The sequence below is a fragment of the Maridesulfovibrio pacificus (SeqCode) genome (genome assembly GCF_048612815.1).
Lineage (GTDB): Bacteria > Desulfobacterota > Desulfovibrionia > Desulfovibrionales > Desulfovibrionaceae > Maridesulfovibrio > Maridesulfovibrio pacificus.
The window spans coordinates 133,174-155,909 of record NZ_JBLZNE010000001.1 but is presented as its reverse complement, the minus strand read 5'-3'; the positions used below and the strand labels follow the sequence as shown (position 1 = coordinate 155,909).

General features: G+C 50.7%; 28 protein-coding genes. 26 read left to right on the top strand and 2 right to left on the bottom strand.

Annotated features, from left to right (window positions below; translation table 11 throughout):
• Positions 1-20: 20 nt before the first annotated feature.
• Together ACNI23_RS00815 and ACNI23_RS00810 are read left to right on the top strand one after the other, a co-directional pair.
• On the top strand, positions 21-1,877 hold the full coding sequence (locus ACNI23_RS00815) for a terminase gpA endonuclease subunit (RefSeq protein WP_420246142.1): 1,857 nt from the start codon (positions 21-23) through the stop codon (positions 1,875-1,877).
• Positions 1,878-1,880: 3 nt separating this feature from the next.
• Entirely contained in the window at positions 1,881-2,072 is a 192-nt protein-coding gene (locus tag ACNI23_RS00810) for a helix-turn-helix transcriptional regulator (RefSeq protein WP_420246141.1), read from the top strand.
• 32 nt (positions 2,073-2,104) lie between these two features.
• Here ACNI23_RS00810 and ACNI23_RS00805 read toward each other — a convergent pair whose 3' ends face one another.
• Positions 2,105-2,791: a zinc ribbon domain-containing protein gene (locus tag ACNI23_RS00805; RefSeq protein WP_420246139.1), complete on the bottom strand. Its 687-nt coding sequence runs from the start codon at positions 2,789-2,791 to the stop codon at positions 2,105-2,107.
• Positions 2,792-3,011: 220 nt separating this feature from the next.
• On the opposite strand from ACNI23_RS00805, the gene ACNI23_RS00800 reads away from it, so the two are divergent.
• The 15 genes from ACNI23_RS00800 to ACNI23_RS00730 all read left to right on the top strand — a co-directional run bounded on the left by ACNI23_RS00800 (position 3,012) and on the right by ACNI23_RS00730 (position 12,910).
• Entirely contained in the window at positions 3,012-3,254 is a 243-nt protein-coding gene (locus tag ACNI23_RS00800) for a hypothetical protein (protein WP_420246137.1), read from the top strand.
• The gene (locus ACNI23_RS00795; protein ID WP_420246136.1) at positions 3,254-4,783 is read left to right on the top strand and encodes a phage portal protein; all 1,530 of its coding nucleotides are present in this window, start codon (positions 3,254-3,256) and stop codon (positions 4,781-4,783) included. Before ACNI23_RS00800 ends, ACNI23_RS00795 begins: the two co-directional genes overlap by 1 nt.
• Positions 4,783-5,985 carry a signal peptide peptidase SppA gene (gene sppA / locus ACNI23_RS00790; protein ID WP_420246135.1) on the top strand — a complete coding sequence of 401 codons (1,203 nt, stop codon included), beginning with the start codon at positions 4,783-4,785 and terminating at the stop codon, positions 5,983-5,985. Before ACNI23_RS00795 ends, sppA begins: the two co-directional genes overlap by 1 nt.
• A 3-nt stretch (positions 5,986-5,988) precedes the next feature.
• Positions 5,989-6,645, top strand: coding sequence for a head decoration protein (locus tag ACNI23_RS00785; RefSeq protein ID WP_420246134.1), 657 nt, complete (start codon positions 5,989-5,991; stop codon positions 6,643-6,645).
• An 11-nt stretch (positions 6,646-6,656) separates the two neighbouring features.
• A complete protein-coding gene (locus tag ACNI23_RS00780) occupies positions 6,657-7,685 on the top strand; it encodes a major capsid protein (RefSeq protein WP_420246133.1) in 1,029 nt (342 codons plus the stop codon).
• 72 nt (positions 7,686-7,757) lie between these two features.
• Positions 7,758-8,336, top strand: a complete 579-nt coding sequence (locus tag ACNI23_RS00775) for a phage holin family protein (RefSeq protein WP_420246132.1) — start codon at positions 7,758-7,760, stop codon at positions 8,334-8,336.
• Entirely contained in the window at positions 8,329-8,712 is a 384-nt protein-coding gene (locus tag ACNI23_RS00770; RefSeq protein ID WP_420246131.1) for a D-Ala-D-Ala carboxypeptidase family metallohydrolase, read from the top strand. The genes ACNI23_RS00775 and ACNI23_RS00770 overlap by 8 nt, the downstream gene beginning before the upstream one ends.
• A 4-nt stretch (positions 8,713-8,716) precedes the next feature.
• Positions 8,717-9,205: a hypothetical protein gene (locus tag ACNI23_RS00765; protein WP_420246130.1), complete on the top strand. Its 489-nt coding sequence runs from the start codon at positions 8,717-8,719 to the stop codon at positions 9,203-9,205.
• 73 nt (positions 9,206-9,278) lie between these two features.
• Positions 9,279-9,416 carry a hypothetical protein gene (locus ACNI23_RS00760; RefSeq protein WP_420246129.1) on the top strand — a complete coding sequence of 46 codons (138 nt, stop codon included), beginning with the start codon at positions 9,279-9,281 and terminating at the stop codon, positions 9,414-9,416.
• A complete protein-coding gene (locus ACNI23_RS00755; RefSeq protein WP_420246127.1) occupies positions 9,416-9,724 on the top strand; it encodes a hypothetical protein in 309 nt (102 codons plus the stop codon). Before ACNI23_RS00760 ends, ACNI23_RS00755 begins: the two co-directional genes overlap by 1 nt.
• Positions 9,721-10,326, top strand: coding sequence for a phage tail protein (locus ACNI23_RS00750; protein WP_420246125.1), 606 nt, complete (start codon positions 9,721-9,723; stop codon positions 10,324-10,326). The genes ACNI23_RS00755 and ACNI23_RS00750 overlap by 4 nt, the downstream gene beginning before the upstream one ends.
• Complete coding sequence (locus tag ACNI23_RS00745; RefSeq protein ID WP_420246124.1) at positions 10,323-10,832, top strand: hypothetical protein; 510 nt, start codon at positions 10,323-10,325, stop codon at positions 10,830-10,832. Before ACNI23_RS00750 ends, ACNI23_RS00745 begins: the two co-directional genes overlap by 4 nt.
• A 2-nt stretch (positions 10,833-10,834) precedes the next feature.
• Complete coding sequence (locus tag ACNI23_RS00740; RefSeq protein WP_420246123.1) at positions 10,835-12,061, top strand: phage tail sheath family protein; 1,227 nt, start codon at positions 10,835-10,837, stop codon at positions 12,059-12,061.
• 9 nt (positions 12,062-12,070) lie between these two features.
• The gene (locus ACNI23_RS00735; RefSeq protein WP_420246121.1) at positions 12,071-12,586 is read left to right on the top strand and encodes a phage major tail tube protein; all 516 of its coding nucleotides are present in this window, start codon (positions 12,071-12,073) and stop codon (positions 12,584-12,586) included.
• A 3-nt stretch (positions 12,587-12,589) separates the two neighbouring features.
• Positions 12,590-12,910 carry a phage tail assembly protein gene (locus tag ACNI23_RS00730; protein ID WP_420246119.1) on the top strand — a complete coding sequence of 107 codons (321 nt, stop codon included), beginning with the start codon at positions 12,590-12,592 and terminating at the stop codon, positions 12,908-12,910.
• Positions 12,911-12,946: 36 nt separating this feature from the next.
• Here ACNI23_RS00730 and ACNI23_RS00725 read toward each other — a convergent pair whose 3' ends face one another.
• Entirely contained in the window at positions 12,947-13,171 is a 225-nt protein-coding gene (locus ACNI23_RS00725) for a hypothetical protein (protein WP_420246118.1), read from the bottom strand.
• Here ACNI23_RS00725 and ACNI23_RS00720 point away from each other — a divergent pair.
• Genes ACNI23_RS00720 through ACNI23_RS00680 form a run of 9 tightly spaced genes read left to right on the top strand, consistent with a single transcriptional unit; the run spans position 13,170 to position 22,735 of the window.
• Complete coding sequence (locus ACNI23_RS00720; RefSeq protein WP_420246116.1) at positions 13,170-15,626, top strand: phage tail tape measure protein; 2,457 nt, start codon at positions 13,170-13,172, stop codon at positions 15,624-15,626. The genes ACNI23_RS00725 and ACNI23_RS00720 overlap by 2 nt on opposite strands.
• Complete coding sequence (locus ACNI23_RS00715) at positions 15,619-15,828, top strand: tail protein X (protein WP_420246114.1); 210 nt, start codon at positions 15,619-15,621, stop codon at positions 15,826-15,828. Before ACNI23_RS00720 ends, ACNI23_RS00715 begins: the two co-directional genes overlap by 8 nt.
• On the top strand, positions 15,825-16,853 hold the full coding sequence (locus tag ACNI23_RS00710) for a phage late control D family protein (RefSeq protein ID WP_420246113.1): 1,029 nt from the start codon (positions 15,825-15,827) through the stop codon (positions 16,851-16,853). The genes ACNI23_RS00715 and ACNI23_RS00710 overlap by 4 nt, the downstream gene beginning before the upstream one ends.
• Before the next feature lies 1 nt (position 16,854).
• A complete protein-coding gene (locus ACNI23_RS00705; protein WP_420246111.1) occupies positions 16,855-17,706 on the top strand; it encodes a phage baseplate assembly protein V in 852 nt (283 codons plus the stop codon).
• The gene (locus ACNI23_RS00700) at positions 17,707-18,087 is read left to right on the top strand and encodes a phage tail protein (RefSeq protein WP_420246110.1); all 381 of its coding nucleotides are present in this window, start codon (positions 17,707-17,709) and stop codon (positions 18,085-18,087) included.
• Complete coding sequence (locus ACNI23_RS00695; RefSeq protein WP_420246108.1) at positions 18,087-18,416, top strand: GPW/gp25 family protein; 330 nt, start codon at positions 18,087-18,089, stop codon at positions 18,414-18,416. Before ACNI23_RS00700 ends, ACNI23_RS00695 begins: the two co-directional genes overlap by 1 nt.
• Entirely contained in the window at positions 18,413-19,540 is a 1,128-nt protein-coding gene (locus ACNI23_RS00690) for a baseplate assembly protein (protein WP_420246106.1), read from the top strand. Before ACNI23_RS00695 ends, ACNI23_RS00690 begins: the two co-directional genes overlap by 4 nt.
• On the top strand, positions 19,533-20,252 hold the full coding sequence (locus ACNI23_RS00685; RefSeq protein WP_420246104.1) for a phage tail protein I: 720 nt from the start codon (positions 19,533-19,535) through the stop codon (positions 20,250-20,252). Before ACNI23_RS00690 ends, ACNI23_RS00685 begins: the two co-directional genes overlap by 8 nt.
• Positions 20,249-22,735: a hypothetical protein gene (locus ACNI23_RS00680; protein ID WP_420246102.1), complete on the top strand. Its 2,487-nt coding sequence runs from the start codon at positions 20,249-20,251 to the stop codon at positions 22,733-22,735. Before ACNI23_RS00685 ends, ACNI23_RS00680 begins: the two co-directional genes overlap by 4 nt.
• Position 22,736: the final 1 nt, after the last annotated feature.

Sequence of the window (22,736 nt, the reverse complement as noted above, 5' to 3'; positions counted from 1 at the left end):
GTGAAAAGGCCGTATTTAAAATGCGGCCTCAGACGCCGACCTGTGAGTGGTCCAGTAAGAATTTTCGCCTTGCTGCTGGCCCTCAAAAAGGAAGTTTATGGAACCGTGAAGAAGTCCCACATGCACCCTTCATGATGAATGTGTGGGATCGCCCGGAAATACGCAAGCTATTCTTCATCGGTTCCTCGCAGGGCACTAAAAAAACCACCATCGCATATGCCTGTGGCCTAGCACAGGTTTCCCGTCGTCCCGGACCGCTTGGCATCTCCATGCCTGATGAAGGCGCAATTAAGCGTGTTTTCACTGAACGTCTCCAACCTCACATCAACGGTTGTCAGCAGCTTCGCTCTCTTATTTCTTCTGATCGGTACGCTGAGCAAAATACCCAGATCCAGCTTAAAGATGGATCTCTGCTTCTCGGTATCTGGCAGGGGTCAGAAATGCGGATGTCCTCTTTTTCAGCGGAGACACTGCTCATAGATGAAGAGGATGCCAACACAGATAAAAATTCAGTATCCACAGTTGAAGAGCGAACATGGTCCTACGAACGGACACATAAAATTTTCCGATTCAGCAAGCCCAGAGGGACAATAGACGAATCCACAATCTGGCGCGATATGAAAGCTGAATCCCAAGCCATATATGAATACCATGCCGTTTGTCCTGCCTGTCAAACTGGGCAGTTAATGGAATTCGAGAATATCAAGGTGCCGGAAGGAGAACGTGATTCGGCAAAAATCGAAGCAGATAAGTCAGCTCGGTATATTTGTCCTCATTGTGGATACGCATGGAACGACTATACCCGTAACAAAGCCCTTGATGCTGGGTACTGGTATACAGATTCAAAAGTAGAACGGCCTACTGTCGTGGGTTTCCATCTTCCTTCATGGTCCTGCAAATCCATGTCCCTGTCTAAAGTAATGGCCGACTATTTTAAGAAGCAGAAAGAAGGCCATACAGGTATGAAGTGGTTCGACAACTCACACCGCGCAGTTCCGTATGAGCCTACCATTATCGAGGTCAACGAGGACATGCTCAAAAAATTCGTCGTTCCTGAGCTGCCCGTGCTTATACTTCCGCCCGAAACCACGGCTCTGACTCTCTCAGTTGATACCCAGAAGGACCACTTTTGGTATAGCTCATGCGCTCATAGGGTTGACCCTGGGCAAGAATGGATTTTCGATTATGGAAAAATCGGAACCTTCGATGAAATTGCGGAGCTGCGGCACAAAACATCCTACCGCAAGCAGGGTTCTGACGACAGGCTGGGATTCTGGCGCGGCTGCATTGATACCGGGGGTACAAGACTCCGCCCGGTGGATGAATCCCGGACCATGCAGGTATACAAATGGTTGCTTAAGCAACCACCCGGATCAATGTTCGGCACCAAGGGCATGAGCCATCAAACCCCCGGAGTACAAGTGAAATTTTCTCTGCTTGAAAAATTCCCCAACGGCAAGCCCCTCAAGAACGGCCTGCGCCTGTATCTGCTGGACGTGGATGCATTCAAGTCCATGATCATGTGGCGTTTGACCGAGGGACACGAAGAGGAGCCCATCTGGTTTCACGGCAACACAGACGATATTTATTTCCGCCAGATCCTGTCTGAGAAAAAAGTCTGGGACCCGAAGAAAGGGAAAGAAGTTTGGAAAGCCGTGCGCAAGGACAACCACTATCTGGATACCCTTTGCGGACATTTGGCAATGGCGCATTTTCAGTGGTCACCATCGTTGGCTAGTGTTGCTGAAAATTTGAACAAACCAAAAAAAGAAAAGATACCCGGACCGCCTCCGGTTAGCTCTGGCCCATCTGGTGGGTTCGGTGGCCGTGGCGGTCTTGGAGGTCGCGGTGGCGGCTTCGGTGGTCGCGGGAGGTAGATTATGAGTATTGATAAAGGATATTCCAGCAAACAGGTCATGGCGGTGCTGGGCTGCGGAAAAACCAAGTTTTGGGAAATGGTTTCCAACGGGGAATTTCCGAATAAATACCATGTCGGGCGTAAGGTCATGATTCCTGAATCTGATATTGAGGCATATCGGGAGCGGAATCAGGAAAGAGAGAAAGAGTATTAGGGCCGGAGTCCCGGCCCTAATGGATTATCTTTTTAGTTTATTGCTTCTACCCCGAACATTGCAGCCATTCCGGGAATATTTTTAAACCAGTATTTTTTATTTCCTCTAATCACGGAAACATCATCAGGAAGCTTGCCCGAGGTAAATCCCATCTCTTTTATAATTCCGCCCCGGTATTCTGCTGGTTTTCCGGGGTCTGTTGCCATGATAACATCTGCCATGGCTAATATCATTTCCCCGCCAGCAGTAGGTGTCCCATCACTTCCAAGTGTTAGTAAAACATCAGCCACTTTAGCAGGTTCGTCCTTGGTGGTGAAAACAGATATGTGAGCGCAGCATCCCAGCATAGCCGATACGCTATTTTTAACAGAGCCTTCAGATGATTTAACATCAGTAATTCTCAGGTTTAATTCTGCCGCATATTTATCGATTGCTTTCAAGTATTCTCCCGCATCAATTCCCAGAATAGGCGTACTGGCTTGAACTGTCTGCACAGATGCTGTGTTGGTTGTTTGTTGGTTCTCCGACGAACAGCTTTTGCCGATGGAGCCAAGAAGAAAGAGGGCCAGAAAAACACTTAGACATCCTATGGTGAATTTCTTTTGTTTCTTTTTGGCGGCTTCCACCTTTTCCGGTGTCAGCGGCTCTCCGCATTTTGGACAGGCTTCCGCATTTTCAGAAATATTCTTGTTGCATCCGGGACAGGGAATCTTAGCCATGTTTAAACTCCTTAGTGTGTATTTGAAATCAGATTAACCAGATAATAAACATGAGACTTTTATTCAAGACGGAAATAAAATTATTAGACATTGATCTATTGGATTTTTAGTTAAAACTTAAAAATAATCTCAGCTATTTTGGCCATATACAACTCTATAGTTCGCCACGGTTCGCCCCATACCGTGACGTTAAATCCCACATTGATTTAACGTCACACCCATGTCCGGCTACCTAAAAGTATATACCTCCGAAGAGTTAGAAGAGCTTTCCGCTGATTATAAGAAAGCTCTTCACACTCTTGCTTTTGCGCAAAGCTACACTTCCAGTGGCGGTGCTCAGCTTACCCGCGCCGATATCAAATCCATCAAAGATACTCTTGCCGACATAGGCCGCGAAATGGATCGCCGTGCTGGTCGGGCTACTCCGCGCATAGTTAGCACCCGCATCGGGAGGGCCAATTAATGACGATGTCCCTTCGCAAGGTCAAACAGCTACAGGCGAAAGCCCGTGGCAATGCTGTCCGCCCTGTACGTTTTGTCGGGGGCGGTAATGGCAGCACCTTGGGGAATTGGCATCCGCAGCGGCAGTCTCGCGGCTCTGAACGGCTGGACCGCGAAAAACTGCAATCACGCATCGAGGACGTTGTTGCCAACGACGGGCATGCAGAATCTATCCGGGGAACTCTTACCACCAACATCGTCGGTCCGGGCCTGAAAGCCCAGTCTAATTTAGCTGCACAGTTGCTTAATCTTACACCTGAGCAGGTTGCCAAGATAGAGAGAGCACAGAACACTTCTTTTGAACTCTGGGCAAAAGAAGCCCATGTCAGCGGAAAATTTCAATGGGCAGATATACAAGCTCTCACCATTTCCGGTCAGGTTAGTCTGGGAGAATTCTGTTACCTTTGTCGCTATTTTGATGAAATCACTCGCATCCGCAAAGGCCGGAATTTTTCATTCGCATTGCAGGATATTCATCCGATCCGGCTCCGCACTCCCGACACTGAAGTTTTTGATGGCAGTATTCGCGATGGTGTCGTCTTTGATTCCGACTCCGAAATAATCGGCTACTACATCCACAACCCTGCTGATTTAAATGAACCGGAATCCTATTGCTATTACCCCGCAAGAAACGGCCATCTGCCTAAATTTTTCCATGGATTCAGAGCCAAAAGATTCGAGCAGGTCCGTGGAGATTCTATTTTTGCGCCTGTAATCAAGCTCTTCCGCGATAAATATGACTTTCTCGACTACGAGGTAATCGCCCAGATTATTACCGCCTCGTTCCCTATTGCCATTGAGCAGACATTTCCTCCAGATACAGCTGACTTCAAAGTCGATGAAAAAAAGGGTCGTTACTATCAGGATATCAATCCCGGCCAGGTTTTCTACGGTAACGCCGGAGAAAAAATCACAGCACTTTCATCTGACCGGCCCGGTAATAACTTTGATCCTTTTTTTAAGATGATCCTCAAAACCCTGAGCGCCGCTGCCGGGGTTCCCTATCATCAAGTCATTAAAGACTTTTCAGAGACCAACTACTCATCCGCCCGCGCCGCTCTGCTCGAGAGCTGGCGTGAATTCCAGTGCTACCGCGATTGGCTGGTTCGTCTGTTCCTGCAAAAGGTCCGCGAAATAGTCATCGAGGAAGCATGGCTTCGCGGCATGTGGTCTATCCCAGAAGGATGTCCGGACTTTTACGAAGCGCGTGAACTCTGGACTGCCTGCAAATGGACCCCCCCGGCGAAAGGTCACATCGATGAGGACAAGGAAGCTAAGGCCAACGAGCGCAAACTCGCAACTAACCAAATTTCTTATGAAGCCTTTTTCGCTGAGCAGGGTCTGAACTGGGAAACTGAATTCGAAAAAATGGCTCGTGAACGCAAGAGAGCTAAAAAGTTGGGGCTTCCATTGCCTGAATCATCCACAATGCCGATTTCCCCTGACGAACCGGAAGAAGACGATGAAAAAAACAAGGCCGGAGCAGCATAATGAAGAACCCTTTTTTTGATGAAAAATTCTGGCTGATGGAAGAAGGCGCGCTGGTTCAGCTGCTGAACAGTGGAATGCAATTGTCCGCTGATGCCATGACCGGAAAGAAGCGCCCGTACAAGATGAACGGTAACATTGCGGTCATTAAGATCACTGGATCTCTCAATAACACTTGGCACTATCCGCCGTACTGCAGCCGTTATGATGTCGTGCAGGGCCAGATTAAAGCGGCTGTTGCTGACTATTCCGTCCGCTCCATCATGCTTGATATCGATTCCCCCGGCGGCACATGTTCCGGCTGCGAGGACCTCTCGCTCACAATCAAAAACGCGGACAAGAGCAAGCCCGTCTACGCTTTTACCGCAAGCAAGGCCACCTCAGCAGCATACTGGCTGGGTAGTCAGGCTCGTTATTTCGCCGCAGGAAAGACAGCTAACCTCGGTTCCATCGGCGTGATTGCTGTGCATCTTGATTACACCGGGATGTATGAAGAAGTAGGAATCAAGCCCACCATCATCAGGTCAGGTGAATTCAAAGCGTTGGGTCACCATCTTGAAAAGCTGAGCGACAAAGCGCGGAAGTCTTTGCAAAGTCATTTCGACAAGACCTGCCAGATTTTCATCGAAGCTGTGGCCTCAGGCCGCAAGAAACTCAAAATTTCAGAGTCCAAGGAATGGGCCGAAGGTCGCGTCTTCCTCGGTGAAGACGCAAAAACCGTCGGCCTGATCGACCGCGTATGCAGTCGTGATGAAATCATTTCGCATATCCTCAAGGAGGCCAATATGAATGCGGAACAACTACGGGCACAGTATCCCGCTGCCGTAAGCGACATTGAAAATGCCGCCAAGGCCGAGGCTGCCTCCCAGATTGAGGAGGCTAACAATCAGACCGCAGCGGCTAAATCCAACGCCGCTGCGGTAGCCGAGGCCATGTTCGGGCCGGAAGCAGGCGGCAAGCTCAAGGCCGCGCTTGATGCAAACCTGAACGCCGAACAGATCAACACTCTGGGGCTGTCCATGAATCTGGCAAGCAAGCCCGATAATGATGGCGACGCACCGGATGCGGATGCCAATTCCAGACAGCAGATCCTGAATGCGATTCAGGCAAATGATCAGGGTGGCCCGGCTCCGGGTTCTCCGGCACAGGCTAAAGTCGATCCTCTCGGTGATGCCATTGCCCGCAAAATAGATAAGGGGGTGTAGCCCATGGTTATGATGTCAGAAGGGAACCGTCTGAATGATGTCCTCCACCGCGAACTTGATCGGGATTTTTGTCGTGAAAACGTTACTTTCGGCAAAGACAAAAAGCTTCTTGTCGGCACTGTTGTCGGTCGTCGCCTTTTTTCTGTCCCTGATTCCGGTACCGCTGCGGCTGGCAATACCGGATTGGGTAGTGTTGACAATGTTTCCATCGGCCACATGGCCCTGTACGGCACATATACTCTTTCCTGCGTTGAAATTTCCGCAGATGGCGGAAAATTCCACGTAACCACTCCCGAAGGTGTCCGCCTTCATGATGCGCAAGTAGGTGAAGCTTTCGTATCTCCCCACATTAATTTCACCATTAATGATGGTGATCCAGACTTTGTTGTCGGAGATATTTTCACTATCGAAGTGTCCCCGGGTGACGGTCTTGCCTACCAGATCGATTTCTCCGCAACTGACGGCAGACAGATCGCATATGGATTTCCCATCGCCGACTATGATGCAACTGAATTCAACGTCAACGGCGTGGTCATCAAAAAGGATGCGAAGATTGATGGTTCTGCTTTGATCTGGCCTGCAGATGCCACAGATGAGCAGAAAAAAATGGCAATGGGAGTCCTTGCGTCCAGGGGCTTCATTAACAAGGTAGGTCTCTAATGGTTCAAAATATGGCTAACCCTTTCAATGATGATGCCTATTTCGGCATGGCGACTCTCACTGATAAGCTGAATAGAATTCCCTGCACATTCGGCAGGCTGAACAATTCCGGTATTTTTAACTTCAAGGGGATCAATACCAGCATCCTCATTATCGAAGCAAAAAACAATCGCATCAGGATTATTCCTGCCACTGCCCGAGGCGGTGAATTCAATCATCTCAAACACGGTAAGAGAGAGATTATCACTCTGGTCGTGCCTCACATTAATGTTGAGGAAAACATTCTTCCCGAAGAATACATGAACAAGCGCAGATTCGGCACAACCGATGTGGTTATGTCTGCCGCGGACGCCGTTGCTGATTTCATGTTTGAAAACCTCCTGTCCTTTGAAGTTACCAAGGAATACATGAAATGGGGAGCCCTGCAGGGAATCATCTACGACAGTGACGGAGCAACAGTCCTCTGCAACTTATTCAAAGAGTTCAATGTAGAAAAACGGATCATGTACTTCGATCTTGATAACCAAGAAGGCAACGTCCCCGAAAAGTGCAGAGAACTCACCCGCGTCACTAGAAAAAGCCTGCAGGGTGACGTGATGGACTATGTACACGTCTTCATCCATCCCACTTTTTACGACAAACTCGTAAAGCACCCCAGTGTCGTTGAATACTGGAAAAATCATGAAAAGAGCGTCGAACATCTGGAAGTTGATTCCAGCCAATGTTGCAGAATTCAGGGCGTGATTTTCGAAGAATTCGAAGGCGAAGCTCCGGGCGACGATGAAAAAATGATCTCCTTCATTAAAGAAGGCAAAGGTCATGCAATTCCAATGGGAAGCAAGCGCACCTTCAGAGGCGTTTGGGCACCTGCAGGCTTCAACGAGACAGTAGGGACTGAAGGAATCGAATATTACATGAAGCAGGAACCTCGCAAGTATGACATGGGGGTTGATATCTACATGGAGTCCAATGAGCTCGTCTACTGCACCAACCCGCTGGTGCTGACCGAATTGGATGCCGGGGCAGAACCTGCCGAGTAATCATAATCACCTCGCAATAGCCCGGACCGCACCTCCCGCTTTTCAGCGGTCCGGGCAAAATTAAGGAATGGAATGATGAACCAGCTTTTCAGCGACGCCGCAATAAAAACAGTCTGCTCTGCCTGCTGCACGGGAATTTCATGGCTGGTTGGTGGTTACGACATGGCTTTGCTTGCCATTCTGGTGCTGATGATCGCTGATCTAGTTCTGGGGATAATGTTGGCTCTGCGCGATGGTACATACAACAATCCCAGAGTTGTACGCGGGTTCCTCAAATTCATTCTTTATGGCGTGGTCATAGTCGTTTCAAACATGGTGGATATCACCATTGAGCAGGGTAGCTTTCCTGCTGTTTTAGCAAAATTTCGTGAGTTCGTAGTTTTCTGGTTCGCAGTAACTGAATTCATCAGCATCACCAAGCATCTGACTAGGATGGGTGTCCGCATCATCCCTCAAAAGCTGATTGAACGACTGCAATATTACCAAGACAACTACGACCCTATCAGCGGACGCATGGACTACGGCGCAGGCGGTTATGGATATGGAGCAGGCCAGTACGGTCAGCATCGTCCCTACACCCGACCGGCATCACAAAGAGCACCCTCTAACCCCGGTCATACCGGAATGAGCGACGAGGATATGTATGGTTAAGTCTGAATTTTTCTCTCTTGAGACAGACCCTAAATTGGCCTGTGAATGCTGCAAGGAATGCAAGATTGTCCCGGAGCTTCTCGAGAAGCTGGATCTGGCCCGGTCTATTGCCGGAGTCCCTTTCACTATTAACAGCGGTTACCGTTGCCCAGCACATAACGCAGCTGAGGGAGCAAAACCGACCTCGTCACATGTGGGAGGTTTCGCTGTTGATATCGCAACTCCCTCCGGCCCTGCTCGAGCAGAGATTCTTCGGGGTCTGATTATGGCTGGTTTCGAACGTATCGGTATTGCCCGGTCCTTTATCCATGTGGATATCGATCCTGAAAAACTTAACATTTGGGGACCCGTAAGTTGGGTCTACGACAACAAGTAAAGCCATGATCCCCATCGCCACCATCGTCAGTTTCCTCGGCTCCGGCAAAGGCAAGCTCTTAATTAAAATTGCCGTTGTCCTGATTGTTGTCGCCATCGTTGGCATCTGGATTGTCTCACTCAAGGGCGACATTGCTGATCTCAAAGGAACCATTTCCGAACGCGACAGCACGATTGCTGAACTGGATAAAAGGATTTCCGCCCTCAAGCTGGAAGTCAGGACCGGCGAAGTCGAGATTGAGAAGCTTAACGAGTCCGTTACCAATTCCGAGGATGCTGTCTCGGCTCTGCGCGGGCAGGTTGAAGAAGACAAGGAAAAATTGCGCAGGCATCAGATCGACCTGCGTGAAACCCGGCAGCTTTTAGCAGAAGCCAAGAATGTACCCATAACCAATTCAACAGGAGTGCTCAGCCATGAGGACAGTGTTCGTGTTGTTGCTCATTATAATAAGTTTTGGGGGTTGTGCTCCAAAAACGCAACAAGACCCCATTGATTCGGTCAGGCGTGTTGAGTTCGTAGCCAAGTATAAAAAATGTGGCAGAACTCCCCCGCTGAACAGGGCGGCAATGCACGCCCTGCAAAATGATCCTCATGTTGGATCAAAGGAGAATGTCAGCAGCCGGGACATCAATGACGTCATTATTAAAAACCATATTGAGCAGCTGGAAGCAGAAGTGAACTGCTACCGCAAACAGGCAGAATAATGAACTTCAAAGAAATCATGGAATGGGATGCGAAGAACATCCACCTCAACACCGACGAAAACGCCGCCCCCATCACATGGGACGGCGAGGAAATCGACGCTGAGGTTATCCATGAGGGTGACGGACTCTCGGATGACAGTAACGGCCCGGAGAGCGTTGAGGTCATCACCCTGCATGTTCTGGCTAGTTTAATTAAACGTCCCAAAGTGCGTTGCTCGTATGAGTTTAATGGCGCGAAATGGATGGTTTCCCGCGTCCTGCCTGCGGGTCCTATCCTCAAAATTCAGATTTTCAGAGAGAAGTCATGAGTGTTTTTGAAATCGATACCCGCCAATCTGAGAACCAGATCGCCCACCTCAAGGAAGTGCTCGGTCTGATTCCCGGCGGCATACAGCTGGCCTGCACACGGGCAGCGAACAAGAGCATCAAAAGTTTAAAAGTGGTCGCCAAGGCAGCGATCCGCGAGGATTACAACATTAAGTCCGGTGATCTTGACCGTCAGTTCTACATCCGTCAGGCATCAAAATACGACCCGTTTGCAGTGCTCGAAGCCAGTGGCAGCCGTTCCATTTCACTCTCGCATTTTGATCCCCGCGACCGGACAGTCGTCAGCAACCGCGCAACATCATCCGGCCCGGTAAAAGTCAAGCACAAAGGCGTAACCGTCAAAGTCAAAAAAGCCGGAGGCCGCAAACTGGTCCAGGGCGGTTTCCGTATGCCCTCCGGGACCATCATGAAACGAGTTGGTACCGACCGGCTACCCATTGCAAAACTTTGGGGACCATCGCCCCTGCGTATGCTGGCAGATGCCAGCGTGTTGCATGAGCTTGAATTTCAGGCTGAGGAATTGATGGCTAAGAATTTAGAGCATGAGGCAACTCACATTCTTAGACAGGCGGGTTTACGATGACAGATTTAATTTTAAAAGCCCTCAAAGACCTACTTGAAGAGCAGATTAAGGGCGATTCTAAAAAGAATATTGCGCCGCTGCTGGCAGAAAAACAGGGACATGAAGTCCTGCAGCCGCTCAAGGTTTATGAAAATTTCATTCCCAGCAAAGACAATGATGAGGTGGCTTACCCGTGTCTGGTCGTGCGCTGGGTAGAAGCTGAGGAAGTAGACGGCTTCGCTGTCGAAGTCTTTGATGTTCTGGTCTGCACTTACTCTGAATCTGGACGTAGTATTTCAGAAGAATGGGGGAATGTTATTGCAGGCCGTGTTCGTTCAATCCTGCGTCAAACAACAAGACTCTACAAATTACCCGGAGCTAACGCTTGGAAGTTTACCCGTATCGGTAAGATTCAAGCCATCAATCCGAAACTGAACCTAGATGAACGGCATTTCACGCATCATCATTTAACCATCCGGTCGAGCTGGCAATATCCGCTGCCGGATATAACCTCAATGGAGGGGTAGTTATGACCTACCTGCACGGTACTTACACCACCGAATCCCCGACATCGTTGGTTCCTCCTCGGCGGGTGGATTCTGCGATTCCGGTTGTGTTCGGCACAGCTCCCGGCCCTACTGATGGAGATTTGCCCATCAACGAACCCAAGCTCTGCTATTCGCTTGATGAATTCGTTGCCGCTTTCGGCATGAGTGATGCCTGGGAGAAGTACACTCTTTGCGAATTCGCAACCTGTTTCTTACAAGACTACAACATGGCACCGGTTGTGTTCATTAACGTTTTTGATCCGGCCAAACATAAGACCGGTGAAAACCCTGATCCCGGTGTTGTGGTCGGTGATGACATCATTGGTGGCGTTGATAATGTGACCAAAGAAAATACAGGTCTTGAGCTCATTGATGAAATATTCCCCCGTTTTCGTCTTGTTCCGGGGTTGATTCTTGCTCCCGGTTTTTCTGATGAGCCTGCTGTTGCCCTTTCCATGTCAAGCAAGGCTTCTGACATTAACGGTCTGTTTAAGGCGCAGGCTATTGTGGATGTCTCCGATACAGTAACTGTCTATACGGACGTTGCCGAGTATACCCAGACTCAAAACCTGACAGATGAACATATGATTGTCTGCTGGCCTAAGGTCAGAAAGGGCGAAAAGCTTTATCATATGTCCAGCCACTTGGCTGCACTTATTGCCCGTGTTGACTATGAAGCTGGTGGAATTCCATATCGTTCTCCCTCCAATCAGCGATTTGAGATTACTGGTGTTGATAATGCGGGTAAAGAGCTTTTTCTCGACTTGAAAAAAGCTAACAATGCTCTCAATGCTCAAGGTATTGTGACGGCGCTTAATTGGGATGGGGGTTGGAAGTTTTGGGGTAACCGTAATGGCTGCTACCCTTCTGTTACTGACCCTAAAGATGCGTTTATTCCTGTTCGCCGTTTTTTCAACTGGCACGAAATAACTTTCATCTTGACCTACTTCAGTAAGGTTGATTGGCCGCTGACGCGTAGACAGTTGGAAACCATCATGGACAGTGAAAATTATCGCTTAAATACCTTCACTTCCGATGAAGTAATTCTTGGCGGTAAAATGTATCTCCACGAAGAAATGAACTCCATCACAGATGTCATGGATGGTTTGATCAAGTTTAAACTAAAGATGACTCCGCCTTCTCCAAACCGGGCAATCATTACTGACTATGAATATGACCCGAGCAACCTGCAGGCCCTGTTCGGGTAAGGAGTAACCATGCCTCAACACGATCTCACTGATAGCTATAAGGTTTACAAAGACGGCGGCAAGCCTCTCGGTATTGCCAGTATTGAGCTGCCCGAAGTGGAAATGATGTCGGATACCCTTTCCGGCGCTGGCATCATGGGCGAAATTGATGCGCCCGTTACCCAGCCCAAGGCCATGACCGTGAAGCTGACTTTTTCAACCAAGTATTCAGGCTGGGCAGATCTGATTGCCCCCGGTGTTCACCAGCTGGACTGCCGGATTAATACTCTGGCTGTGAAGAAAGACAGTTCCTATGTCCATCTCGGTGAACGGGTTGTGCTCCAGGTAATGAATAAAAAGTTCGCACTGGGCAAGCCGGAAAAGGCCAAGAAACAGGAAAATGAAGTGGAATTCGAAGTCCTTTACGTCAAGCAGGTTCTCGACGGCAAGGACACCCTCGAAATCGACAAGCTGAACGACAAGTTCGTTGTTAACGGCACTGACTATCGCGAAACCGCAAGACGCAACACCGGTATGGAGAGCTAGAAGATGAGCGAAGAAAAGAAAAACAAAACTGAAACCGTAGATCCCAACGTTATTCCCCTGAATTCACCTTTGAAGGTTGGCGATAACGAAATCACTTCCATTACCCTGCGGCAACCGCTGGTCGAAGATCTGCTTGATGCAGCTGCTCAGGCAGGGCCGGGGTCAGGCAATTTTGCGATTGAGGCGTATACTGTTGCTATCGTCAGCGGTGTTCCTATCGAGGATCTGCGTAAGATGAAAAGCTATGACTACTACGCAGTAACCAGAAGGTTCAGGGTTCTGGATGACGGCCTTGAAGCGGGGGAGTTCGCAAGCTCGTCCTAATCATTTCGAAAATGACGGGCTGGGGATTGGATGAGATTAAAAGTCAGACTGTTCCGGCCCTGCTGGCGTGGGGCGATCCTCTTCGGGAATTGCAGAAAGAGATGAAAGAGGGATGAACACAGCCATAAAAACCACGGCTCCGATCCCGACTGTGGTCCACATCTGGAACCGCTCCGGGATACCGAACAAGTCTATTAACCAGGTCGCAGTATAAGCGACTGCGACAAAAGCGGCTAAGGCTGCAAGGATATTCTTAATCATGGCAATAAAGGAACTCGGTTTAACGTTTGCACTGGGTTTCTCCCTTGGGGGAGGATTCCAGTCTACTATAAATCGTGCCACGGGTCAGGTCAACCGGCTTGGAAAGTCCATCACCGAGCTTGAAGGTAAAGAAGCCTTCAAGCTCGGCAAGGGGCTGGAAAAGTTCACTGAAAAGACCCGTTCGAGTTCCCGTGCCCTGATCGAAGCCAAGAAGCACCTTGCCAAACTGAAGGAAGAAGAGAAGAAGTCCGGGCGCACCAGTGCCAATCTGGCCCGGCGCATTCAGATTGCCGAGAACAATGTCCGCCGCTTCACTACCGGGCTACAATATAATCGGCGTCAGCTCCGTGATCAGGTTATTTCCATTCAGGATGCTGGACGCTCACTTGATGGTCTGCGTCATGACTATAAAGGTCTGAACGATGAAATTTCCCGCACCCAGCGGTTGCAGAATTCCACTGCCAAGTGGGCTGGGCGCGGACAGGCAGTGCGTGCCGGGGCGGATCGTATTCCGGCTATGGCTATTGCTGGTTCTCTAACTCTGGTAGGGCGGGAAGCAATTGCATTTGAAGACGCCATGTCCGATGTTGAAAAGGTCGTGGACTTCAAGACTCCCGCAGGTCTTGCGGCAATGGAATCCGGGATTCGCAATCTTTCGGAAGAAATTCCCATCGCATCAGCAGGCATAGCTGATATTATCGCGGCTGCTGGTCAATCCGGCATTGAAAAAAGCGGTCTGCTTCAATTTGCCCGTGATGCCGGAGAAATGGGTACAGCCTTTGATCTGGCAAAAGAAGGTAAAGATCCCGGCAAAATGATGTCCGACTGGCGAAGCGGCATGAAGCTGAGTCAGAAACAGGCAGTATCCCTTGGTGATGCGGTAAACCATCTTTCCAACAACATGAATGCCGAGGCTGCGGCCATCGGTGAAGTTATCCAGCGGCAGGGTGCTGTTGCCAAAGGGGCTGGACTTTCTGAAATTCAGGCCGCGTCTTTGTCGGCGGCTTTGCTGTCCAGTGGTGCTCCCGCAGAGATCGCTGCAACGGCTCTTAAGAATTTAACCGGGGCATTGACCATCGGTACCGCCGCTTCCAAGCGTCAGCAGGATGCATTTGCCGCTCTGGGTATGGATTCTGCAACTGTTGCGCAAAGCATGCAGGAAGATGCGGAAGGCACCATCAAGGAAGTCTTTGCAGCACTGGCCGGACTGGATAAGGCCGAGCAGGGTTCTATCCTGACTCAGCTTTTCGGTGATGAATCCAAGGGTGCGATTACCCCGCTGCTCACCAACCTTGAAAATTTCGAGAGAGCTTTTCAGCTTACTGCCGATGCTTCTTTTTATGCGGGCAGCATGCATGAAGAGTTCGTCAAGAAGTCCAATAATACAAAGTCAAATATCCAGAAGTTTACCAATACACTAGCTCATATGTCCGGGAATATCGGTCAGAGCCTGCTTCCGACTCTCAATGAGTTAATACAGGAAGTTAAGCCGTGGGTGCATGGTATTGCCGAGTGGTCCAAGGAAAATAAGGAAGTAGTCAAAGGCGTTGCCATGCTGGGTGTTGGGCTTATCGGCCTTAAGGCCGGCATGATGGTCCTGTCTCCGGCAGTGGGTGCTATTGGCGGGATTATCGGGCTGGTTAATAAGTTTCGTGGCCGTGGCTCCGGCAAGAATGGCAATGGCCGTGGCGGTACACCCGGAACTCCGCTTTATGTCGCTGATGTTTCCGGCGGTGGCAGCGGTCTTGCTGATCTGGGCGGCGGAGATTCCAAGCGAAGCAAAAGAAAGTCCCGTCGTTCTGGCCGGGGCAAGCCTGGAAAGCTAGGCAAGGTCGGAAGCTTCTTCAAGGATCTTAAAGATAAAAAAATCCTTTCATCAAAGGTCGGCAGTTTCTTTACCGGCCTCAAAGATACAAAATTTACGTCCTTCCTTAAAGGCGGCGGCAAGCTGCTTGGCAAGGCGGCGGCTCCGCTTGGTGCAGCTTTCGGAATGATGGATATTGCTGGCGCAGCAATGAGCGGCGATAGCGTTGGTGTCGGCGGAGCTGTTGGCGAAACTCTGGGCAGTACTGGCGGAGCATTGCTTGGCGCAACATTGGGTTCCGTTGTTCCCGTAGTTGGTACTGCCATCGGCGGCGCTGTCGGCGGCATGCTCGGCGGTTGGCTGGGCGACATGACCGGAAGCGGCATCACCAGCTTTTTTACCTCTGAGAAAACACCGGAACAACAACAGGCCACCGATTTGATTGCCAAGATGGATGGATCTTCTATGGTAGCTGCTCCGGCTTCAGCTCCCATCAACCTTACAGTCAACCAGACCATTAACGTTCCCGCTGGAAGCGATACTTCCGCTGTAAAAAAAGCCATGGCTGAGGCAAACAGCGACCTGAAAGAGCAGGTACGCGCTATCGTTGAACAGATGTTTGCAGAGCAAAGGAGGCTATCCTTTGGCTAAGTACACCACCATATCCGGCGACACATGGGACATCATCGCCCGTACCCAATATGGCCGTGAAACCATGTGCTCCAAGTTGATGGAAGCCAACCCCGACCACATCGGTACCGTGATTTTTCCGGCTGGTGTCGAGCTGGAAATTCCTGACGTTAAAGCGCCCAGTAATGCGGAGATTACCACTCCGCCTTGGAGTAAGTCATGAACATGAAGCCCCGCAGCGCAAAACTAAATCTGCTTTACGAGGGTACGGACATTTCCACTGAGATCCGGCCTTACGTGACTGGGTTCACCTTCAATGATAATTCCGGCGGCAAGGCTGACGATTTGAGCGTATCCCTCGAGGACCGGGATCAACTCTGGAAGTCCGGTTGGTATCCCGATAAAGGTGCGAAATTATCGGCCTCTATCGTTTGCACGAACTGGTTTGAATCCGGCGGTGCAGATCTCGTCTTGCCATGCGGCAAGTTTGAGATTGATGAGATTGAGATGAGTGCCGGGGCAGGCGATACGGTCACCTTGAAAGCCGTATCCGCGCTGGTGAAAAACAGCATCCGTAAAGAGAAAAAGACCCGCGCATGGGAAAACGTCCAGCTTTCCACCATTGCCAGCGATATTGCTGCCGAGCACAGTTTGATTATTCAGTTCAGCGGCAACGATGCCACATACAACCGCATCGACCAACGCGAGGAAAGCGACCTGAAATTTCTGGATCGCATTGCCGAGGATGAGGGCAATTCTCTCAAGATCGTGGATGGGCGTATCGTCATTTATTCCGGCGTGGACTATGACCGCAATCCGGCCTCATTCACTTTGTCCCGTGGGCAATCCAATATTGGACGGATTAGCCTGCGTGACAAGGTCGCCGACGTTTATTCATCATGCATTGTGAAATACCACGATCCCAAGGACAAGCAGCTCAAGACCTACACTTTCACCCCGCCGGATGCACCTGTCACTGGTGAGGTCCTGCAAATCAATGGTGCTGTTGAATCCATTGCCGAAGCTGAGCGCAGAGCTAGAGCCAAACTGCGGGCTAAAAATAAAATGGAACGTTCCGGTTCCATTTCCATGATGGGCGATCCGCGCCGAATGGCGACCATGGTTTTCGGGTTGTCCGGCTTTCACCGTTTTGACGGCAGATATTTCATTGATACTGCGACACATGCGTACACCCGTAGTGCTGGCTATACCACTAACCTCGCCGTGCGCGGTGTGCTGGGGTACTAGTATGAGTTTCTGGAGATTAGATCAGGCGAGAGCAGCTGTTAAAGCTGCTCTCACACAAACTGTGCGCGTGGGTGTGGTTTCATCCGTGAACGAGAAGAACGGCACTGTGCGCGTTGAATTCAGTGATGCTGATGCCAAGGGCAAGCCGTTGGTTTCCGATGAGCTGGCCGTGCTTTTCCATAAAACATTGCTCGATAAGTTTTATTGCATGCCGGATGTGGGTGAACATGTGCTTTGTTTGTTCCTTCCATTTGGTCTGCGTCAGGGGTTCGTGCTGGGCGCGATTTATTCGCAGGCGGACGGCGTACCGAAGGCGGACAAGGATGTCCTGCATGTCAGAATGAAAGACGGCAGCTGGTTTGAGTACCACCGTGGCGAACACAAATTGTCCGGACACGTTGTTAACGGCTATGCGGATCTCACAGTTGATATCGATGCCAAGCTGACTGTTGGACGGGATCTCACTGCTAAAGTCGGACGCGATGCCGACATCACCATCGGGCATGATGCGCAGCTGACAGTGGTTAACGATCTGACCGCCACCGTGGGCAACAATGCCGCGGTGAATGTCTCCGAGGACCTATCCGCTACAGCAACCAATATTTCTGCCGAGGCTGATGAGACTGCCGAGGTGACTGCCGGAACATCCATTGACCTGAGTGCTCCTAAAATCAATCTCAAGGGCTTTGTTTCCCAGACTGATGTCAACGGCGAAATCGGTCACGAAACCAAGCGGGTCCATACAGAGCATGAGGGCAGTTACACACTGACCGGCACCGCTCATATTGATGAGCTTACGGTGGATAACTTGACCGTGACCAATCCTATTAACGGCACAGTTGCGGGGTCATAAATGCAGGTCGGCAGCTTCGGTACAATAGTATTCAAGGCCTCCGCCCGGGAGATCCTGACTTTCAAGGACCTGACCCGCAATGGTGAGGCTGAATTTGCGGAACATCAGGTGCTGGAACAGAAAAGTAAGCTCCAGTTTACCGGGGTGAAGCTGGAAACCACATCTTTCACAGTGCAACTGCATGCAGGTTTTACCGACCCCGAAGATCGCGCCGCCGCGTTCTGGGCTGCGCTCCGCTCCGGGGAACCGCGTCCGCTGGTCATCGGCAGCGAGAACAGGGGGGATTTCGTTTTGAAGACTATCGAGCAGAGCGAAAAATATCACGACAAAACCGGGGCCAAATATATCGAAATGGCTCTCGGCCTACAGGAATACAACTGATGGAATTAATCGTTGATACTACAAAACCCGCGCCGCTGGTCATCGGTGAAACTGGTGTTGCCGAGATCCTGCAGAACGTGCGCATAATTTTGTCCACGATCAGGGGCACGGTTCCGTTTGACCGTCTATTCGGGCTGACCATCACATATATTGACAAGCCCATACCGGAGGCCATGGCAGAATTCCGAGGGGATGCGATTCAGACTGTGCAAAAATATGAACCCCGTGTGTCCGTGACCAGTGTCGATTTTAAAGCAAAGCCTGACGAGGCCATGGACGGGCGGCTTTATCCCGTGGTGCGGGTCAGGATTAAGGATGGTGCGATATGAGTGATTTGAAAGCTCTTCCTGAGGTTAATTTTTGCGAGACTGACGGTGCCAAGGTCGAGCGGGAAACCCTGTCCGATTATGAATCCGTTGTTGATCGCAACCTTGCGCCGGGAAACCCTGAACGGCTGAATGTTGAAGGGGTGGCTTATCTCCTTTTGCTGGTGCGTCAGCTGGTAAATATGACAGGCAAATCAAATCTTCTGGCATATGCTCAAGGCGACCACCTCGACCATCTCGGCGCATTGACTGATACTCCGCGTTTACCTGCGTACTCGGCTGTGGCCAGTATCAGCTTTGAGCTGGGTGAAGCGCAGGGATCAGCTGTCACCATTCCCAAGGGAACGCGCATAACCCCGGACAATAAACTCATGTTTGCCACTGATGAGCTGGTCGAGATTGCGGCCGGAAATATTTCTGTGGAAGTCGGGGCTACCTGCCAGACCGCCGGAACCATCGGAAACGGTTTTCTTGCCGGGCAGCTTAACAGGCTGGTTGATCCCATTGCCGGGGTGATCAAAGTTGCGAACACGGGTGTAACTCTCGGCGGCGCTGAGGTTGAAGAGAATGACCGCTACCGGGACCGCATTCAGCTTTCCCCGGAAAAAGCCAGCGTTGCAGGCCCCGCGGGGAAGTATCGATACTGGGCTGAATCCGCACATCAGGACATTGCTAATGTGGAAGTAGATTCTCCCACTCCCGGCAAGGTCGATATCATCGTTCTGATGAATGGCGGGAAGTTACCCTCAGCCGAGGTGCTGGCTGCTGTTGATGCTGTTGTGTCTCCCAAGGATGTGCGGCCCTTGACCGACCACACAGAAGTGATGCCACCGGAAGTGGTCAACTATGACATCGAGCTGACATGGTGGCTCGGTTCCGGCAATGCAACCCTCGCCGCATCCATTCAGCAGGCCGTTGACCAGACTATTCAGAATTTCATCCTTTGGCAGAAATCAAAGCTCGGCAGGGATATCAACCCCACTGAGCTTGTCCACCTGATCCGTCAGGCCGGAGCCAAGCGGGTGCAGATAACCAGCCCCGTGGATACCGTGCTTTCAAAACGTCAGGTTGCAATCCTGAACGATGGAGGTTTGAACGTGACCTACGGAGGCATTGAGGATGACTAGCCTCGCCGACCTCAAGCTCATCGATATCCTTCCCAGTTCCATTGCTGAGGATGAACAGTTTCAGGCTCTGGCTGAGACTTTCGACAAGCAGCTCAAAGGGATTCTTGCCAGCATCCCGGCAATCGAAATCTATTCCCGCATCGAAGAGCACGAAGAGCCACTGCTTTCCCTGCTGGCGTGGCAGTTCCACGTTGACCACTGGGATGCAAACTGGAGCGTGGAAACCAAGCGTGAAGCGGTGAAGAATTCCATCAAGCTGCACAAGAAAAAGGGTACTCCGTGGGCAGTGGAAAAGGCGGTTGAGATTGCTACCGGCGAACGTGCTGAGGTGCTGGAATGGTTTAATTATGATGGCGATCCGTACATGTTCAAGGTGGCAGTGCATGGTCAGGTCCGAGACTGCGCACCCATTTTGACAGCCATCAATTCAGCCAAGAATGTGCGCTCTCATCTGGATTCCATTCAAATCCCGCACACAGAAAACGCCGCCGCAAACGTGGCGGGCCTGCCGCGCATAGGAATTTCCATAACAGGCAGTTTGAGCAACGAGATTAGCACTGAGGCTGCTCATGCTGCCGGAACCGCAATAGTCCGCATGAGTTTTCCCATTTCGGGAACTCTGCCGAGGACAGATATTTCAACATCAGTTGAACCAATCATCTCAGCCGGAATTGTTCGGATGGGATTCAGCATAACAGGAGCCACGCAATGAGTGATTTCAGAAAAATGAGGTGGACCAGCAAGGGCAGCGATCTCCTGCTCAAAACGCAGGGCGGTACCAAGCTGGTCTTAAAAGAGATTCTTCTCGGTGCCGGAACTTGGCCTGCGGAATACCAGAACAGTGGTGCGCCGGATAATCTGGTGGATATTCGTCGCCGTGTTGCCGTTACCAAAGTTGAACAGGAAGGAACTAAGGTCGTTGTTTCCGGACTGGTTAATAACGAGGATTTGGAGGTCGGTTTTTCCGTTCTGGAGCTGGGCGTCACTGCCGAGCATCCTGATTTCGGGGATATCCTGTACATGGCGGATTGTGTCACGCTCGATAAATCATCATACATCCATGACAAGACAGGGACTCCACTGGAAGTTCCGCTTAAGATTGAAGTTGTTGTCTCGGCAAACGCCGAGGTCGGTTTTGTTATTGATGACCGTTTTGTCAGTGCTACTAAAGAGGACATTGACGACCACAACACCGATCCCGAAGCGCACCGGAATATGCTTGATCTTTATGCTACAGGCACCCCGTTCCTCGTCTATCCCGCAGATGATGCAGACGGAATTGGTGCAACTCCGGTTATTCTGTTTGATGCTTTTCAGCCACGAGTTTACGGAGGCGAAGAGGATGCGCTCTGGATGCAGCTTATTGAGGCGGGCGGCGATTTTAACAATCCTCTGCATGACACTGGTTGGTTGAGCAATATATCAGACGGATATGCAATGCCGGCTAATATCCTGGCCGTATCCAAGAGCTATAAGATTCGGTTTAAGCGTCGTTTAAAAAATGGCCTGATTTCGCCGTGGTCAGACGTTTCGGTTTTTACAACCAAGGCTGCATTTAATTACCCCGCCCGCGCCGTCAACGTCAGCCCCAGTCCCAATGCGCTGAATGTGCCGGAGGATGTAACATTAATCTCCAGCGCGTTTGCTGTGGTAGGCGATGTTGTTGATACCCATGCCGGGTCACGTTTCCGCATCCGTCAGGGTGACACCATCATTTACGATTCCGGCCTGCTCGGTCCGGTGACAGAACACACCATCCCCAAAGGCTACCTCCAGACCCGTAACGACTACGTCTGGGAATGCATGCACATCGGTACCACTCTCGGTGCTGGTGAATGGTCTATCGCCACAACCATGCATACACCGGAAGCTTTTTTTGAGGGCGATGGTTCGCTGTCATTCCAGTGGGCCGAGGCCGATAGCGCAAGTCTGGCCGGGGTCGCTCAGGCTGACGGAGCTGCATTACGCAGTAACGGCGTAGATCAGGAAGTGGATGAGGGAGATTGGGCTAAAATCAAGCTCAGGGCCAAAATTCGTCATGCAGGCGAAGCACTGCTGACCGGAACCAGCAAAACTATCTGGGCCAGCCCTCGTCCCATTGAGCCGGGAACAGAACTGGGAACCGATCTGGGCAAAGTCACAACCGGCAACGATACGTTGGCAGAAGGTGGACCTACCGGACATTTCAGGACAGTTTATCCGGGCAATGAGCCTGTCAATCATATTTGCACAGATAAAAACGGAGTTCGTTGGGGCTGTGGCTCAGCATCTACCGTGTATAAATTTGCCACCGACGGCAGCATTACCCCCATCGCCGTAGCGGCATCGCATATGCGTGACATTTGCGCCACTCCTGACGGTACTGTCTGGCTGATCTGCGACAACCAGTCTCCTAACCGGGTTTTGAAAAAAGCGGTTGACTCTGATTCATTTGTCCCTGTGGCATTGTCAGGAGTTTCAACCCCCTTGCCGATGGTTATGACCGTTTTTAACGGTCAACTGCTGGTTTTGAACGAAACAGACGCCCAGCCTCGCCGGATTGATGCAAACGGTAATGTGTCAAACTGGGGAACCGCGCTGCCTGTGACCGGGACTAACTACCATTTTGCTTCCAGTAGCGTGGGTTTGGTGGCTGTCTGCTATTCTTCCGGATATAAAATGTATTTCTCGGCTGATGGTTCATCATGGGAATTAAAAAATGCATCCACACCGGGAGCTGCATTTATTACTGATGACGGGACTATCTATTGGGGACCGAAGAAGCGTGGCCCTGCGGATTCCGAATTTACCAACCACAATCTCGGTGTAACCCTGCTGGAGGTCACGTCCTCGGCTATGGTCGGCTATGATGCCAGCCAGCAATTAAAACTGTCTGAGGCTGCGCACCTTATCGACATATCCTCCGCCGGATTCGAGTCTGCTCCGACACGGGTTTATGTCCTGCCGAAATTGATGGCAGCGACCGGCAATGCTGCGCAGGCATTCACTGCTGATGATTTCAGCGAGATTGCCATCGCTACAGCTACCACAGGCACTGATGCCGATGCTGATAATCCCAAATTCGTTTTGGTTGAATCCATTATTGAGGTGTTGGAGACCTCGGCCCGTCGTGTGGCTCTGTGTGTTTCAGGTCTGTTGGCAGGGGCACTGGTCAAAAATAACGAAACTCAGGCAGACGTCTGGAAACAGGGGTAAA

Bases quoted from the DNA above. Each gene is read 5' to 3' on its own strand.
- ACNI23_RS00815 (WP_420246142.1), top strand. From the start codon at position 21: ATGCGGCCTCAGACGCCGACCTGTGAGTGGTCCAGTAAGAATTTTCGC.
- ACNI23_RS00810 (WP_420246141.1), top strand. From the start codon at position 1,881: ATGAGTATTGATAAAGGATATTCCAGCAAACAGGTCATGGCGGTGCTG.
- ACNI23_RS00805 (WP_420246139.1), bottom strand. From the start codon at position 2,791: ATGGCTAAGATTCCCTGTCCCGGATGCAACAAGAATATTTCTGAAAAT.
- ACNI23_RS00800 (WP_420246137.1), top strand. From the start codon at position 3,012: ATGTCCGGCTACCTAAAAGTATATACCTCCGAAGAGTTAGAAGAGCTT.
- ACNI23_RS00795 (WP_420246136.1), top strand. From the start codon at position 3,254: ATGACGATGTCCCTTCGCAAGGTCAAACAGCTACAGGCGAAAGCCCGT.
- sppA (WP_420246135.1), top strand. From the start codon at position 4,783: ATGAAGAACCCTTTTTTTGATGAAAAATTCTGGCTGATGGAAGAAGGC.
- ACNI23_RS00785 (WP_420246134.1), top strand. From the start codon at position 5,989: ATGGTTATGATGTCAGAAGGGAACCGTCTGAATGATGTCCTCCACCGC.
- ACNI23_RS00780 (WP_420246133.1), top strand. From the start codon at position 6,657: ATGGCTAACCCTTTCAATGATGATGCCTATTTCGGCATGGCGACTCTC.
- ACNI23_RS00775 (WP_420246132.1), top strand. From the start codon at position 7,758: ATGATGAACCAGCTTTTCAGCGACGCCGCAATAAAAACAGTCTGCTCT.
- ACNI23_RS00770 (WP_420246131.1), top strand. From the start codon at position 8,329: ATGGTTAAGTCTGAATTTTTCTCTCTTGAGACAGACCCTAAATTGGCC.
- ACNI23_RS00765 (WP_420246130.1), top strand. From the start codon at position 8,717: ATGATCCCCATCGCCACCATCGTCAGTTTCCTCGGCTCCGGCAAAGGC.
- ACNI23_RS00760 (WP_420246129.1), top strand. From the start codon at position 9,279: ATGCACGCCCTGCAAAATGATCCTCATGTTGGATCAAAGGAGAATGTC.
- ACNI23_RS00755 (WP_420246127.1), top strand. From the start codon at position 9,416: ATGAACTTCAAAGAAATCATGGAATGGGATGCGAAGAACATCCACCTC.
- ACNI23_RS00750 (WP_420246125.1), top strand. From the start codon at position 9,721: ATGAGTGTTTTTGAAATCGATACCCGCCAATCTGAGAACCAGATCGCC.
- ACNI23_RS00745 (WP_420246124.1), top strand. From the start codon at position 10,323: ATGACAGATTTAATTTTAAAAGCCCTCAAAGACCTACTTGAAGAGCAG.
- ACNI23_RS00740 (WP_420246123.1), top strand. From the start codon at position 10,835: ATGACCTACCTGCACGGTACTTACACCACCGAATCCCCGACATCGTTG.
- ACNI23_RS00735 (WP_420246121.1), top strand. From the start codon at position 12,071: ATGCCTCAACACGATCTCACTGATAGCTATAAGGTTTACAAAGACGGC.
- ACNI23_RS00730 (WP_420246119.1), top strand. From the start codon at position 12,590: ATGAGCGAAGAAAAGAAAAACAAAACTGAAACCGTAGATCCCAACGTT.
- ACNI23_RS00720 (WP_420246116.1), top strand. From the start codon at position 13,170: ATGGCAATAAAGGAACTCGGTTTAACGTTTGCACTGGGTTTCTCCCTT.
- ACNI23_RS00725 (WP_420246118.1), bottom strand. From the start codon at position 13,171: ATGATTAAGAATATCCTTGCAGCCTTAGCCGCTTTTGTCGCAGTCGCT.
- ACNI23_RS00710 (WP_420246113.1), top strand. From the start codon at position 15,825: ATGAACATGAAGCCCCGCAGCGCAAAACTAAATCTGCTTTACGAGGGT.
- ACNI23_RS00705 (WP_420246111.1), top strand. From the start codon at position 16,855: ATGAGTTTCTGGAGATTAGATCAGGCGAGAGCAGCTGTTAAAGCTGCT.
- ACNI23_RS00700 (WP_420246110.1), top strand. From the start codon at position 17,707: ATGCAGGTCGGCAGCTTCGGTACAATAGTATTCAAGGCCTCCGCCCGG.
- ACNI23_RS00695 (WP_420246108.1), top strand. From the start codon at position 18,087: ATGGAATTAATCGTTGATACTACAAAACCCGCGCCGCTGGTCATCGGT.
- ACNI23_RS00690 (WP_420246106.1), top strand. From the start codon at position 18,413: ATGAGTGATTTGAAAGCTCTTCCTGAGGTTAATTTTTGCGAGACTGAC.
- ACNI23_RS00685 (WP_420246104.1), top strand. From the start codon at position 19,533: ATGACTAGCCTCGCCGACCTCAAGCTCATCGATATCCTTCCCAGTTCC.
- ACNI23_RS00680 (WP_420246102.1), top strand. From the start codon at position 20,249: ATGAGTGATTTCAGAAAAATGAGGTGGACCAGCAAGGGCAGCGATCTC.